Source organism: Pseudomonas sp. W5-01 (genome assembly GCF_046540435.1).
Lineage (GTDB): Bacteria > Pseudomonadota > Gammaproteobacteria > Pseudomonadales > Pseudomonadaceae > Aquipseudomonas > Aquipseudomonas graminis_B.
In genome coordinates this window covers 284,391-299,193 of sequence record NZ_JAXCIP010000006.1, presented here as the reverse complement: position 1 = coordinate 299,193, position 14,803 = coordinate 284,391, and the positions used below count along the sequence as shown (strand labels likewise).

The following is a 14,803-nucleotide window of genomic DNA, read 5'->3' as shown; positions in this document are numbered from 1 at the left end:
TGTCATAAATGACAGCTCACTCAGGCCTCATCACCCTCGTCATCGTCCCCGCCATCGATCTTCATGCCCAATTCCTTGATCTTGCGGGTCAAGGTGTTGCGGCCCCAGCCCAGCAGCACGGCAGCGTCGCGACGACGGCCAGCGGTATGCTTGAGCGCGGTCTCGATCATGATGCGTTCGAACGTCGGCACGGCGCTGTCCAGCAGGCTGGATTGGCCGCGCGCCAGCGCTTGATCCGCCCATTGACGCAGCGCTTGTTCCCAGTTGGTCACCGGGGCAGCGTCCTGCGGCAGGCTCAGCAGTTCAGGCGGCAGATCGCTGACGTGCACTTCGCGGCCTGAAGCCATCACCGTGATCCAGCGGCAGGTGTTTTCCAGCTGACGGACGTTGCCCGGCCACGGCAGGTGCTTGAGGTATTCCTCCGTTTCCGCCTTCAATAGCTTGGGCTCAACGGCCAGTTCCTGCGCAGCGCGGCTGAGGAAGTGGCGGGCCAGCGTCGGAATGTCTTCGCGGCGGTCGGACATGCGCGGGATGTGAATGCGGATCACGTTCAGGCGGTGAAACAAGTCTTCGCGGAACTTGCCGGCCTGGACCAGGGTTTCCAGATTCTGGTGGGTCGCCGCAATGATGCGCACGTCGACTTTGACCGGCACGTGACCGCCCACCCGGTAGAACTCGCCGTCTGCCAGCACGCGCAGCAGTCGGGTCTGGGTATCGGCCGGCATGTCGCCGATTTCATCGAGAAACAGGGTGCCGCCGTCGGCCTGCTCGAAACGCCCGCGGCGCAGGTTCGCCGCGCCGGTGAACGCGCCTTTTTCGTGGCCGAACAGTTCGGATTCCATCAAGTCTTTCGGAATTGCGGCCATGTTCAGCGCAATGAACGGCGACGCCGACCGTGGGCTGTGCCGGTGCAGGGCGTGGGCAACCAGTTCTTTACCGGTCCCGGATTCGCCGTTGATCAACACGGTGATATTGGAGTGGCTCAAGCGGCCGATGGCGCGAAACACCTCTTGCATCGCCGGCGCTTCGCCGATGATTTCCGGCGTGCGCGTCAAGGTTGGCGGAACGGCCAGGCCTTGCTGCTCTTGAGCGTGCTGATTGGCGCGTTTGACCAGAGAAACGGCTTCGTCAACGTCGAACGGCTTGGGCAGGTACTCGAAGGCACCGCCCTGATAGGACGCCACGGCACTGTCGAGGTCCGAATGCGCGGTCATGATGATGACCGGCAGGCGCGGATGCTGTTCGCGAATGCGCGCCAGCAGGTCCAGGCCGCTGGCGCCGGGCATGCGGATATCGGAAATGATCACGTCCGGTTGCTGGCGGGCCAGGCGGCTCATCACACCATCGGCGCTGTCGAAACTTTGTGTGGTCATGCCCTCTTGCTGCAGGGCTTTCTCCAGTACCCAGCGGATGGAACGGTCGTCATCGACGATCCAGACAGTTTCACTACGGCTCATGTCGACGCTGCTCCTTGTTCCAGCGGCAGGAAGATCGAGAATGTTGTATGGCCAGGATGGCTATCACACTCGATCAGCCCCTGGTGCTGACTGATGATGTTCTGGGTAATGGCAAGGCCCAGCCCGGTGCCATCCGGGCGGCCGCTGACCATGGGATAAAAAATGGTTTCTTGCAGCTCCGGCGGAATGCCGGGGCCGTTGTCGATGATTTCGATCTTGCTGACCAGACGATGGCGCACGTGGCCGATGGTGAACTGACGCATGGCGCGCGTGCGCAGGCTGATGCGCCCCAGACGCAGCTCGTTCTGGCTGCTGATCGCCTGCATGGCATTGCGCACGATATTGAGCACCGCCTGAATCATCTGCTCGCGGTCGATCAGCACATCGGGAATGCTCGGGTCGTAGTCGCGCACGAGGGTGATGCATCCCTGGCTTTCGGCTTCGACCAGGCTGCACACGCGCTCGAGCACTTCATGCACGTTGGTCATCGCCAGCATCGGCAGCTTGTTCGAGCCCAGCATACGGTCGACCAGATTACGCAGACGGTCAGCCTCTTCGATGATGACGTTGGTGTAGTCCTTGAGGCTCTCCTCCGGCAGCTCACGTGCCAGCAACTGCGCGGCACCGCGAATCCCGCCAAGAGGGTTCTTGATCTCATGGGCCAGGCCACGCACCAGCATCTTGGTGGTTTCCTGCTTGGACAGCTGAGCCTCCTCCTTGGTGATGCGCAGCAAGCGATCACGGGGATGGACTTCCAGCAGCAGCATCGTCTCGGCCTGGGAAAGGATCGGCGTGACGGCGTAATCAACCGTCAGCGTCTGGCCGGTCAGTGCGGTGAGCATGGCCTCACGCTTGGTAAACGGATGGGCCTGTTCGACTGCCTGACGAAGGGAGCTCAGCGCTTCGGCGGATTCGGTGAACAGCTCGCTGATGAATTGTCCGTGGCTGCGCTGACCGCTGATGGCCAGCAGCATTTCAGCGGCAGGATTCATGTACTCGAGGCGCAGGTCCGAGTTGAGCAGAATCGTGGCAGTGGTCAGGTTGTCGAGTAACAACCGATGCAACGCATCGCTGATAGTCATGAATCCCGGTGACCTCTTTTGGCTCTATGCACACGGTCTGGGCCGTGAGTGCAGGCGCTGATTGGTCTTTGCCAGCGTATGGAAACCGCTGAAACGTGTGATGTGCTCGCGCATTCATTACAAAATGCAAAAACCAAACCAAGGCTCCGAAAAGAAGCGCGGATTGAGGAATTGCGAGCGTTTTTTGCACGGCAGGCCCGGCGACAGTGCATGAATTCCTGAATGCTGAACCAAAATGGGCTTTTAGAACGAAACCTTGTTCAGGTTGCGCACCATAATAGAGCATAGCCAGTCAGGCATGGTTTAGCGGAAAAATGGAAAGAAGCTCGATTCTTCTTCTGGCTTGTCCTTGAGGGGGCATTCGGGGCGCACGCCGTAATCATCCGTTTTGCAAGGCTGTGCGAGCCGCTTCTGCGCCAGAGAGATGCGTATCAGGTGAAAGGGCTGATTGGGGGTTCGCTCCAGCACTCGGCCGTATTGATCGACGATCTCCACGGACAGCTGGTGAGTGCCGCGGTCGATGTTGGTCAGCGGAAACACCGGGCTGCGCGTCGGCTCGCCATAGGGTTTGCTGTCGAGCAGTAACCGGTACAGGTGGTCTGGCTGTAGCTCTGGCTCATTGCTGACGGTGACATTCAGGTTGCCCTCAATGTCGCGAATCGTGCTGTCAGGTTCCGGCGCCAGAATGCGCAGCAACTGATAATGAAAGATGGGACCCGCCGCTGGCTTCGGTTTGGATGGCCGACTGGGCGCCTTCGCAGGCTGATCGACCCGGTTGGTCGGCGCAATGTCGACCTTCTTCGCATTGCGGTGAGGTTGATCGGTGAAGACCCGATTCCCGTCTGCATCGACGTAGGTATACACCTGGGCGAGGGCGGACTGAGTTACGCCGAACAGCAGGCAGAGGGCAATGGCCAACCGGCAAAAGTGTTTAAGGTTTACCGACATGAACTCGCTGCACTGTCAGGTTGACCGTCTCGCTTTGCTGGATGGAACGCTGATTGTCCAGGACCTGAACCGAGAAGCTGTGTTCGCCCCGTTCAAGCTCCATCACCTGCAGTCGCGGAATATTGGTGGGCTGGCCGTAGGGCGCGCCGTCCACTATCAACTGCAGCAAATGCCCGGGCTGCAGACGAGGCTCAATGGCCACGCCAACGGTGAACGAGCCGTTGTTGGCACGAAGCGCTTCGTCCTGGGGCAGGTCTTTCAGCGCGAGCACCTGATAGGTGGCAGCGGTTTGCTGGTTCTGGTTCTGCGCCGCGGGCAGTGGCGGCGGCGCGGCAGGCACGACGGTCTCGACGCTGTTGAGCGGCGGCAGCTCGACAGTTTCGGCTTTGGTGCCGTTCGGCGGCTGGTTGCTGTACGCCGTGTTACCGGAGGCATCGGTGTATTTGTAGATCTGCGCGGCAGCGGGCAGTGCAAACACCAGCAGCAGAAGGGCGAGACATTGACGCATGAACACTCCAGTGCAGCGATCAGGACAACCAACAATGGTGCCGCGCTCAATGCATGGCGCGGCACAGGATCAGCATAGAGGAATACTGATCGACGGTGTCAGTTGAGAAGCGGATCTGCGTGCCTGCTTACTGGCTTGCCTTGATCCGGCAAAGGTCGCCTGCCGCCCGTTGCAACGCGGTCACGATGACCGGATCACTTGCCTGCCGCTGGATTTCCGACTGCACCCAACCCGGGCACTTGGCATCGCTGCGATAAGGCTGAAACGCCGAGTAACTTTGCATCAACACCGGCAGCAGCGTATCCAGCCGACCCCGGATGCCATCGGTGAGACTGGATTCGGGCTTCTCCGGAGAGTGGCCGGTTTCACGCCACTGCTCGATGCGCGCGTATTGCACCATCTTGTTGGCTTCCATCTGGGCGGTCATGAACTCGCGCACGTCGTCGGCCGCCAGTTTGAATTCACCCGCCCGTGATTCGGCGCTCTGGATCACCTGGCGCTCGCGCTCACTGTCCTGTACCGGCTTGCCGCTGTGCCATTTGCTGCGCGCCACGTCATTGGCGATTTCCAGCCTTTGCTCCATGGCCGCAATAAGCGGCTGAAGTTGCCCAGGAGGCTGCTGAGCAGGCGCCGCGTGAACGCCGGTCGACACCAGGCCGCAGGCCAGGGCGGCGAGTTGGAGCTGTTTGAGCATTGTCATGTCCTCACGTATGACCAAGCGATCACTGTTTAACATTTTGGCTGGAAGAAAGTGGCATTCCCGGTGTTCCGGCGTAAAAAACGACGAGCTCCACGGCGGTGTCTCCCGTCAGGCCTCGGTGCTGCCTGGCGACCATTTCAGGCAGCACATCGCCTGGTTTCAGCTGAATCGACTTGCCGCCTTCGCGGGTTTCTACCGTGAGATTGCCGGACACGACATAGGCCGCATTGGGCATCGGGTGCTCGTGCCATTTGAGGGCGGTGTTGGCGGGGATCTTGATGTTGAGGACCGTCAGCTCAGGGTTGCCGACAGGGTAGGCGTCATAGGGTGTTCCGTCCCAGGAAGTTGAGCTTTTGAGCAGAACGGTGGACTCGACCGTTGAGACTGGAGCGGAGCTGGACGTTTGCGCGGTGGCGCATCCGCCAAGGGCGATCATCGCCAGCAGCAGGCAGGCGGGGGTGATGTTGAGCATGAAAGAAATCCTTGTGCTTGTTGAAGAGCAGAAAGCACAAGGTTGCCGGAAGCATCGTTCCCATCTGCGGTACATATTTATAGCGACTGAACAATACGCGCTCAGTAACAAAAAAGGCCTCCCGAAGGAGGCCTCTTGTTCACGCGGCTTACGCCTGCGCGACTGGATCAGCAGCTGTAGTAAAGCTCATATTCCAGTGGGTGTACGAAGGTGCGTACTTTGATTTCTTCTTCGGATTTCAGAGCGATGTAAGCGTCGATGAAGTCGTCGCTGAATACGCCGCCTTTGGTCAGGAACGCACGGCCTTTATCCAGCTCTTCCAGGGCTTCTTTCAGGCTGCCGCAAACCTGTGGGATCTCTTTCGCCTCTTCAGGCGGCAGGTCATACAGGTTTTTGTCAGCAGCATCGCCAGGGTGGATCTTGTTCTGGATGCCGTCCAGGCCTGCCATCAACAGGGCAGCGAATGCCAGGTACGGGTTGGCTGCCGGGTCCGGGAAACGTGCTTCGATACGACGGCCTTTAGGGCTATTGACGTAAGGAATACGGATCGAAGCCGAACGGTTACGAGCCGAGTAGGCCAGCATGACCGGCGCTTCGAAGCCTGGAACCAGACGCTTGTACGAGTTGGTTGCCGGGTTGGTGAATCCGTTCAGGGCCTTGCCGTGTTTGATGATGCCGCCGATGAAGTACAGAGCGGTGTCGGACAGGCCGGCATAACCTTCGCCTGCGAAGGTGTTCTTGCCATCTTTGGAGATGGACATGTGAACGTGCATACCGGAACCGTTATCGCCGTACAGAGGCTTGGGCATGAAGGTAGCGGTGCGGCCGTAAGCGTCGGCAACGTTATGCACGACGTATTTCAAGGTCTGAACTTCGTCAGCCTTTTTAACCAGCGTGTTGAATTTCACGCCGATTTCGTTCTGGCCAGCGGTTGCCACTTCGTGGTGGTGAACTTCGACGACCTGGCCCATTTCTTCCAGAGCGTTGCACATTGCGGTGCGGATTTCGTGGTCGTGGTCGAACGGTGGAACCGGGAAGTAGCCGCCTTTGATACCTGGACGGTGGCCCTTGTTGCCGCCTTCGATGTCAGCGTCGGACATCCACGAACCTTGTTCGGAGTAGATCTTGAACATGGAGCCGGAGATATCGGACTTGAATTTCACTTCGTCGAAGATGAAGAATTCTGGCTCAGGGCCGGCAAATACAGTGTCACCGATGCCGGTCGACTTCAGGTATTCCTCCGCGCGGTGAGCGATGGCGCGTGGGTCGCGATCGTAACCTTGCATGGTCGACGGTTCGATGATGTCGCAAACCAGGATCAGGGTAGGCTCTTCGGTGAACGGATCCAGGACGGCGGTTTCGTCGTCCGGCAGCAGGATCATGTCGGAGGCTTCGATGCCTTTCCAGCCCGAGATGGAGGAACCGTCGAACATTTTGCCGACTTCGAAGAAGTCGTCTTCCAGCGCATCGCGGGCCGGCATGGTCACGTGGTGCTGAGTGCCTTTGGTGTCCGTGAAGCGCAGATCAATCCACTTAACGTCATGATCTTTGATGAGTTGAACCGACTTCGACATGTTGTCCTCCGGGGTGGATTAGGGCCTGAGTAGTAGTGGGCCCTTCAATTTGGGTGATGCCGGGCGCGATACTCGACCAAGGCAACCTGCCTCACAAGGGAGCAATTTGCATGCCAGTGCCCTGTGTTGGGATTTCCTCGGGAATACCTGTCTTTTAGCGTGTTAAACGTCGCATATTCGAAAACAGGCGCACCGTTGTGGTGCCAAGTAATTGTATACAGGGCCGTTTTGGTGCGTGGACGATTGACTGTACGATAACTGGTTAAACCTTGAGCAATTTCCGCTATAATCCGCGCCCCCCTTTTTCGACCGGGACCTAGCGCGCTGTTTTCATGAAATTAATCGTCAAAGTCTTCCCAGAAATCACTATCAAAAGCCGGCCTGTGCGCAAGCGCTTCATCAAACAGCTGGCCAAGAACATCCGTACGGTGCTCCGCGATCTGGACCCGGCGTTGGTGGTGGATGGCGTGTGGGACAACCTTGAGGTCGAAACCAGGGTCGAGGATGCCAAAGTGCTGCGCGAGATGACCGAGCGGCTGAGCTGCATGCCCGGCATCACGCACTTTCTGCAGGTTGACCAGTATCCGCTGGGCGACATGGAAGACATCTATGAGAAGTGCGAGCTGCACTTCGGCGATGCGATCCCCGGCAAGATATTCGGGGTGCGCTGCAAGCGAGCGGGTCATCACGACTTCAGCTCCATGGACGTCGAGAAGTACGTCGGCAGCAAGCTGCGCCGTGAATGCAACGCCGCCGGCATCTCGCTGAAGGCCCCGGAAGTCGAAGTCAGAATCGAAATCCGCGACCAGCGCCTGTTCGTGATTCACAGCCAGCACAACGGCATGGGCGGTTATCCGCTGGGTTCGCTTGAGCAGACCCTGATCCTGATGTCCGGTGGTTTTGACTCCACCGTGGCCGCGTACCAGATCATGCGTCGTGGCCTGATGAGCCATTTCTGCTTCTTCAACCTGGGCGGACGTGCCCACGAGCTGGGCGTGATGGAAGTCGCGCACTTCATCTGGAAGAAGTACGGCAGCTCCCAGCGCGTGCTGTTTGTCAGCGTACCGTTCGAGGAAGTTCTGGGAGAAATTCTCGGAAAAGTCGATAACAGTCATATGGGCGTAGTATTGAAGCGTATGATGTTGCGCGCCGCGACGAACATTGCCGACCGGCTGGAAATCGACGCGCTGGTCACCGGCGAGGCGATTTCCCAGGTGTCCAGCCAGACGCTGCCCAACCTGTCGGTCATTGATTGCGTGACGGAGAAGCTGGTCTTGCGGCCGCTGATCGCCAGTCACAAGCAGGACATCATTGACCTGGCCGATCAGATCGGCACCGGCGATTTTGCCCGGCACATGCCCGAATACTGCGGGGTGATTTCGGTGAACCCGAAGACCGCTGCCAAGCGCAACCGGGTCGAGCACGAAGAAAAATCGTTCGACATGGCCGTGCTCGAGCGTGCGCTTGAAAACGCTCGTCTGGTACCGATCGATCGCGTGATCGAGGAATTGGGCCAGGACGTTCAGATTGAAGAAGTCGGTCAGGCGCTGGCCGGGCAAGTGGTCATCGACATCCGTCACCCGGATGACGCTGAAGACCGCCCGCTGGCGCTGACTGGCGTTGAAGTACAAACGCTGCCGTTCTTTGCATTGAACAGCCGTTTCAAGGAACTGGATGATACGCGCCAGTACCTGCTCTATTGCGACAAAGGCGTCATGAGTCGCCTGCATGCTCATCATCTGCTCAGTGAGGGGCATGCCAATGTGCGCGTTTATCGACCGAGCTAAGTGCCCGGGGCTGTTTGCCTGTGGCTTGCGTCACCGGCCCCCCGACACCAGTCGTCAGCCGTAACGGCTTTCGCCGGCTCCACCGTTCATAGCTGCCTACAATCAGACAGCTGACCGAATCCTCTGATCGAGATACACAAGTGATCGAAAATCTACGCAACATCGCCATCATTGCTCACGTTGACCACGGTAAAACTACCCTCGTTGACAAGCTCCTGCGCCAGTCCGGCACCCTTGAGCGCAACGAGCTCAACGACGAACGCGTGATGGACTCCAACGACCAGGAAAAAGAACGCGGTATTACCATTCTCGCGAAGAACACCGCGATCAACTGGAATGGCTACCACATCAACATCGTTGACACCCCGGGCCACGCCGACTTCGGCGGTGAAGTAGAGCGCGTGATGTCGATGGTTGACTCCGTTCTGCTGCTGGTCGACGCCCAGGACGGCCCTATGCCGCAAACGCGTTTCGTGACCAAGAAGGCTTTCGAAGCCGGCCTGCGTCCAATCGTCTGCATCAACAAGGTTGACCGTCCAGGCGCGCGTCCGGACTGGGTTCTGGACCAGATCTTCGACCTGTTCGACAACCTCGGTGCTACCGAAGAACAGTTGGACTTCAAAGTCGTCTACGCCTCGGCCCTGAACGGTATTGCCGGTCTGGATCACACCGACATGGCTGAAGACATGACCCCGCTGTACCAGTCGATCGTCGACAACGTCCCTGCGCCAAAGGTTGACCGTGACGGCCCGTTCCAGATGCAGATCTCGGCACTGGACTACAACAGCTTCCTGGGCGTCATCGGTGTTGGCCGTATCGCTCGTGGCCGCGTCAAGCCAAACACTCCGGTTGTTGCGATCGGTGCTGACGGCAAGCGCCGCAACGGCCGTATCCTGAAGCTCATGGGTCACCACGGTCTGCACCGCATCGACGTCGAAGAAGCTGCTGCTGGCGACATCGTTTGCATCAGCGGTATGGAATCGCTGTTCATCTCCGACACTCTGTGCCACCCGGACACAGTGGAAGCGATGAAGCCGCTGACCGTTGACGAACCCACCGTTTCGATGACCTTCCAGGTCAACGACTCGCCGTTCTGCGGTAAAGAAGGCAAGTTCGTGACGTCCCGTAACATCAAGGAGCGTCTGGACAAGGAGCTGCTGTACAACGTTGCTCTGCGCGTTGAAGAAGGCGACTCGGCTGACAAGTTCAAGGTCTCCGGCCGTGGTGAGCTGCACTTGTCGGTACTGATCGAAACCATGCGTCGCGAAGGCTTCGAAATGGGTGTCGGTCGTCCTGAAGTGATCATCCGTCAGGTAGACGGCGTGAAGCAGGAACCGTTTGAAAACGTGACCATTGATACCCCGGAAGAATCCCAGGGCAAGGTCATGGAAGAGATGGGTCTGCGTAAGGGCGACCTGACCAACATGGTGCCGGATGGCAAAGGCCGTGTGCGTCTGGAATACAACATCCCTGCTCGTGGCCTGATTGGTTTCCGTAACCAGTTCCTGACCCTGACCAACGGTGCTGGCATCCTGACCTCGATCTTTGACCGCTACGACACCATGAAGTCCGGCGACATGTCCGGTCGTCAGAACGGCGTTCTGGTATCGGTTGAGACCGGCAAGGCACTGACCTATTCCCTGGAAACCCTGCAGGCGCGCGGCAAGCTGTTCGTCGAGCACGGTCAGGAGATCTACAACGGTCAGATCGTTGGCTTGAACAGCCGCGATAACGACATGGGCGTGAACCCAACCAAAGGCAAGAAGCTCGACAACATGCGTGCTTCGGGCAAAGACGAAACCATCGCTCTGGTTCCACCTGTTCGCTTCACCCTGGAACAGGCTCTGGAATTCATCCAGGACGACGAGCTGTGCGAAGTCACCCCTAAGTCGATCCGTCTTCGCAAGAAGATCCTCGACGAAGGCGAGCGTACCCGTGCTGCCAAGAAAGCCAAGGCGTAACTAGCCCCGGCTGAACGAAAACGCCCCCGGTCGAAAGGCCGGGGGCGTTTTTGTTTGTCTGCGTTTTGGTTTGGCCGGTGTCGATGCTGTGAGGGCGATGCCGCTCAATCCGGCCTCTTCCCGGCTAAAGCCGGTCCCACTAAGGTCTGCGCGCCTTTGGTAGGACCGGCTTCAGCCGGGAAGGCGTACGCGAGCACTATAGAAGGCTTAGAACTTCAACGGCACCCGGCCGGAGTTCGAATTCAACGTACCGGTAGCTTCGCGCACGACTTCTTTCGGTTTATAGGCGCAATAACCCGGGCGCGGGCCGATCTTCGGGTGGTTGCGGCAAGTGTCGGGGCGTTTGTCATAGATGGTGCACAGCCGGCTCTTGCGATCCAGGTACAGGCAATCGTTGTTGCTCATGCGCTGGAGGGTGAAGATCCCGGACTTCTGATTGAAGCGCTCGACGATCCCGTCCTTCTGCAAGCGTTTGGCGATGTTCTTCGGGTTATCGCCCTGTTCGAACTCGTCGACGATGCCGATGCGGATCAGGTCCTTGATCTTCACTTCCACAGGGAGCGTGCAGCAACTGGAAACACAGCCTCCGCACATGTAGCTGGAATATTTCTGCCAGGTCTCGATGCGGTCGAGTTCTGCAGCGGCGATCAAGGTGGGTTTCATGCGCGTGTGCTTCCGGGTGTATCGGGCGCGCGATCATACCGGTCCGCGCGCAATTCCCCTATCGCAAAATCGTCGGGGCGACTGTCGGCTGCTGACCGGTAGAGCATTGCGGCCGCCCATTTCAGACCAGCACGGTCTTTGCCAAGGCCTCCACTTGCTCCTGCCGCTCGCTCTGGTTCAGCTTTGCGCCAGGATTCAGCGACGACCATTGCGGATGCGCTCGCGCCTTGTGCAGCGCCTCCGGCAGCTTGCCTTCGCGCCAGGTCTTGTCCAGAGGCGCGGTCAGTTTGATGCTCTCCATGGCGGCGTGGCCGCGCACTTCCAGCGCTTGCAGCAATTGCCGTTGGCGCAGCGCCAACAGTCGCAGCACGGCATCGTCGACCGTCAGTTCGCGCTGCCCCTTGAATTTGTCCATCAGCCGCCCGCCGTAACTGCGCGCTGTTTGCAGAGCGCCGCCTGCAATCGCGCCGACCAGTGCCGCCGCACCCAGCGTGATGCCGCCCACCAGCAAGTCCACGCCTGCACCTGCCGCCGCGCCCGCAGCAATACCGCCACCCACGCGTACGCCCAGCAATTTCAGGGTTTCGGGATTGAACAGGTCATCCCCCCAGCGGCCATCCATCAACGGCAAATCGCTGGCCGAGGCATCTTCTCGACGAAACGCGTAGAGCTTGAGCAGCGACTCGACGCAACGTTGTTCGCGCTGGCGCACGGCTTTGCGCAGATCGTCGATGGCCGCCTGTACCTGACCGGAATCCGTCGCAACACTTCGGCGGCAGGCAGCGCAGTCCAGCAACAGCTCGGAGATCAGCCTGGCGGCGCTCTGCTTGCGAGCCTCACGCTGGGCCTGCTGATCTGCGATGAGACGCTCCAGTCTGCCGCGGGAGGTTTCCAGCAGCAGGGCCAGGCTTTCATACAGACGGCGTTCGCCATCTTCGGGCGGTGCAACGCTGTCAAAACGCACCAGCGCGTGCAGGCCGAGACGCGCCAGCGCTTCACGCCAGTCCGGTTCGCGCTGCTGCGCACTGCTGACAAAATTGAGCACGGGCAGCAACGGCTTGCCGCAACTGGCAAGCACCGCAAGCTCGTCGCGGTACTTGGCAAGCACCGGCTCTCGCGCGTCGATCACGTACAGGCCGGCGTCGGAGGCGAGTAGCTGACGAAGCACTTTGGCCTCCTGTTCAAAACGCTGGCGCGCCTCGCTGCCTTCCAGAAAGCGCCCGAGCCGCGCCGGGCCGTCGAGCCGTTCGCCGGGTCGGTCCAGCCGCTCGAGGTAATCAAGCAGGGCGATGGCGTCTTCCAGGCCGGGCGTGTCGTACAGCTCCAGCAGCGCCTCGCCATCCACCGACAACCGCGCGCCTTCGACGTGCCGGGTGGTGCTCGGGCGGTGGGAGACTTCGCCGAAGCCGACGTCGCGGGTGAGCGTGCGCAACAGTGAGGTTTTGCCGACGTTGGTGTGGCCGACCACGGCCAGTTTCAACGGGCGAATTGCGTCCTTGTCAGTCATGCCCGCTCTCCAGCCAGGTCATCGGCGCACTGTCGGTCCAGTGCAGTTCAAGCTGCTGCAGCGCCGTGTGCCAATCCTCCAGTCGGTCGGCGTCCAGCGCCTGTCCGGTGGGGGCCGGCAACAGCCAGATGCGCGTCGCGGTGGCGCAGCGAGCCAACTCGGCAATCAACGCCAGGCTGCCGCGATCCGGCGAGCGACGTGGATCGCAGGCGATGGCAAGACGCGCAGGCGGGTAGCGTGTCAGTTGGTCGAGCAGTGTGCGCCTTGACTCACGGGAGTCGAGAATGCCGGCGTTGACCACGCTGTCGGGCAGCTCGGGCGGCCACGGCTGCTGATTGTCCAGCTCGATGGCGACCAGCAGCGCGCCCTGGCTTTCGCTCGCTGACGGACCGGTGACCACGGTGTGAAGCTCGGGAGGCGCGGCATCGTTGATGCCCAGCCGTTCGCTGCTGGGCATCAAGCGCTCGCGCAGCTCGACGAAACCGGGATGGCTCAGATCCAGTGACAACCCTCGTCGACCCACGCGCCAACGCAGGTAACACAGCATCGTCAGCAGCAAGCGCGGCACAATACCGAACACCACCAGCACGCCGACCAGCCATCCAGCCCAGGCCTGACGGGCGTTTTCGATGGCGAGCGCGTTATCACCGCTGGCGCGGATCATCGACTCGGTGGGGACGCTGAAACCGAGAAGCGAGGGGATTGCTCCCAGGCCTCGGGTCAGGCTGACAAAGGTGTCGCTGCCCAGAATGGTGGTTTCCCAGACGAAGCCGTAGCGCCGCGTCGCCATCAGTAACAGCAGCAGCGTCAGGGCGCTGACCAAGGCGAGCAGCCACAAGCCGTTGACGCAGATACCCAGCACCCAGCGGTTCAGGCGCTTGCGTTGCAGCAGCAATATCAACGCCGGCGCGAGCTGCGCCGCCTGGGCATCGCGCGCCAGTTTCTCGCTTAGCCACAGCCAGAGGCGACCGAGGCCGGCGGTACTTTCCCCGACGAAGAGCACGCCGATGGCCCAACTCAACAGCAGAATCAGGTTAAGCCCGAGCAGGCTGCCGAGCGCCCAGAACACATTGACGGGCGTCTGGCCGTCGCCCAAGGCAGCGAACGCCAGTCCGGCGCCGCTGACCACCGCGAACACCGCCAGCACGATCAACGCCAGGCGCGCGCCTTGTTTCCAGTGATGCAGCGCCTTGAGCATGCCGTCGCGTTCGGCGAGCCACAGGGCGCGGTGTTTGATCCGGGTTTGCAGGTCGCCCGCAGCGGCGCGCGCGCGGCGATTGGCCTCTTCATCTTGGAGCGCGCCGGCGTGTTCTTCACGCAGGCGCACGGCTTCGGTCAGCCAGAGTTCATCAAGGGGAGTCAGTGCAGTCACGCGGCGTCTCGTCGGTAAAGTCGTGGTTGAGCATAACCGGTGTGGCTGCGATCGCGCAGCGAACGGGTATCGGTGCTTGGACCGCGTGGCGAGCGAATGTGCTGGGGCAGGGCGCTCTGATATCCTCGCGCCATGAAAAAACATCTCCCCCTGAGCTTGATCGCCGCACTCGCTGAAAACCGGGTGATCGGCGTCGACAATTCCATGCCCTGGCACTTGCCGGGTGATTTCAAATATTTCAAGGCGACTACGCTGGGCAAGCCGATCATCATGGGTCGCAAGACTTGGGATTCGCTCGGTCGTCCGCTGCCGGGGCGGTTGAATCTGGTGGTCACGCGCCAACAGGATTTGCAGCTTGAGGGCGCCGAGGTCTTCACCTCTCTGGAAGCGGCGGTGCACCGCGCGGAAGAGTGGGCGGCCGAGCAGGGCGTCAGTGAAGTGATGCTGATCGGCGGCGCCCAGCTTTACGGCCAGGCCCTTGAGCACGCTGACCGCCTGTACCTCACCCGCGTGGCGCTGAGTCCCGAAGGCGATGCGTGGTTTCCGGAATTCGATCTGGCGCAGTGGAAACTGGTTTCCGACACGCCAAACCCGGCACTGGATGACAAGCCTGCGTACAGTTTCGAGGTTTGGGAGCGGGCCTGATATCGCTATCGCGAGCAAGCTCCCTCCTACAGGGGAATGCGGTCAACTGTGGGAGTGAGCAGCCCAAGCGCTGTCACCAAAACGTCGTTTTCATGTCATCTGTCGTGAATGGCGATCGGGGTGACGC

General features: G+C 60.2%; 13 protein-coding genes. 3 read left to right on the top strand and 10 right to left on the bottom strand.

Translation table 11 applies throughout. From position 1 onward, the window contains the following. Positions 1-20 precede the first annotated feature (20 nt). The 7 genes from ntrC to glnA form a co-directional block, all read right to left on the bottom strand. Positions 21-1,457 carry a nitrogen regulation protein NR(I) gene (ntrC, locus tag SLW75_RS20595; protein WP_065991040.1) on the bottom strand — a complete coding sequence of 479 codons (1,437 nt, stop codon included), beginning with the start codon at positions 1,455-1,457 and terminating at the stop codon, positions 21-23. After that, positions 1,454-2,539 carry a nitrogen regulation protein NR(II) gene (gene glnL / locus SLW75_RS20590; protein ID WP_065991042.1) on the bottom strand — a complete coding sequence of 362 codons (1,086 nt, stop codon included), beginning with the start codon at positions 2,537-2,539 and terminating at the stop codon, positions 1,454-1,456. Before glnL ends, ntrC begins: the two co-directional genes overlap by 4 nt. A 303-nt stretch (positions 2,540-2,842) precedes the next feature. Continuing rightward, positions 2,843-3,487 carry a DUF4124 domain-containing protein gene (locus SLW75_RS20585; RefSeq protein ID WP_410935312.1) on the bottom strand — a complete coding sequence of 215 codons (645 nt, stop codon included), beginning with the start codon at positions 3,485-3,487 and terminating at the stop codon, positions 2,843-2,845. After that, positions 3,471-3,995 carry a DUF4124 domain-containing protein gene (locus tag SLW75_RS20580; RefSeq protein ID WP_410935311.1) on the bottom strand — a complete coding sequence of 175 codons (525 nt, stop codon included), beginning with the start codon at positions 3,993-3,995 and terminating at the stop codon, positions 3,471-3,473. The genes SLW75_RS20585 and SLW75_RS20580 overlap by 17 nt, the downstream gene beginning before the upstream one ends. 127 nt (positions 3,996-4,122) lie before the next feature. Next, entirely contained in the window at positions 4,123-4,689 is a 567-nt protein-coding gene (locus SLW75_RS20575) for a chorismate mutase (protein WP_167355816.1), read from the bottom strand. 28 nt (positions 4,690-4,717) lie between these two features. Beyond that, positions 4,718-5,167 (bottom strand): cupin domain-containing protein, encoded by a 450-nt coding sequence (locus tag SLW75_RS20570; protein WP_065991050.1) that lies wholly within the window; start codon positions 5,165-5,167, stop codon positions 4,718-4,720. A 167-nt stretch (positions 5,168-5,334) separates the two neighbouring features. Beyond that, entirely contained in the window at positions 5,335-6,741 is a 1,407-nt protein-coding gene (gene glnA / locus SLW75_RS20565; protein WP_037018763.1) for a glutamate--ammonia ligase, read from the bottom strand. Positions 6,742-7,073: 332 nt separating this feature from the next. On the opposite strand from glnA, the gene thiI reads away from it, so the two are divergent. Further along, complete coding sequence (gene thiI / locus SLW75_RS20560; RefSeq protein ID WP_410935310.1) at positions 7,074-8,528, top strand: tRNA uracil 4-sulfurtransferase ThiI; 1,455 nt, start codon at positions 7,074-7,076, stop codon at positions 8,526-8,528. Between the two features lie 140 nt (positions 8,529-8,668). Beyond that, positions 8,669-10,489, top strand: a complete 1,821-nt coding sequence (gene typA, locus SLW75_RS20555; protein WP_065991054.1) for a translational GTPase TypA — start codon at positions 8,669-8,671, stop codon at positions 10,487-10,489. A 207-nt stretch (positions 10,490-10,696) separates the two neighbouring features. On the opposite strand, the gene SLW75_RS20550 is transcribed toward typA, so the two are convergent. From SLW75_RS20550 to SLW75_RS20540, 3 genes are all read right to left on the bottom strand, one after another. Beyond that, positions 10,697-11,152, bottom strand: coding sequence for a YkgJ family cysteine cluster protein (locus SLW75_RS20550; RefSeq protein WP_065991059.1), 456 nt, complete (start codon positions 11,150-11,152; stop codon positions 10,697-10,699). Positions 11,153-11,273: 121 nt separating this feature from the next. Then, positions 11,274-12,659 carry a GTPase/DUF3482 domain-containing protein gene (locus tag SLW75_RS20545; RefSeq protein ID WP_065991061.1) on the bottom strand — a complete coding sequence of 462 codons (1,386 nt, stop codon included), beginning with the start codon at positions 12,657-12,659 and terminating at the stop codon, positions 11,274-11,276. After that, positions 12,652-14,031 carry a DUF2868 domain-containing protein gene (locus SLW75_RS20540; RefSeq protein ID WP_410935309.1) on the bottom strand — a complete coding sequence of 460 codons (1,380 nt, stop codon included), beginning with the start codon at positions 14,029-14,031 and terminating at the stop codon, positions 12,652-12,654. The genes SLW75_RS20545 and SLW75_RS20540 overlap by 8 nt, the downstream gene beginning before the upstream one ends. A gap of 132 nt (positions 14,032-14,163) precedes the next feature. Between SLW75_RS20540 and SLW75_RS20535 the strand changes: the two genes are divergently transcribed. Next, positions 14,164-14,676, top strand: coding sequence for a dihydrofolate reductase (locus SLW75_RS20535; RefSeq protein ID WP_065991065.1), 513 nt, complete (start codon positions 14,164-14,166; stop codon positions 14,674-14,676). The last annotated feature ends 127 nt before the right edge of the window (positions 14,677-14,803 follow it).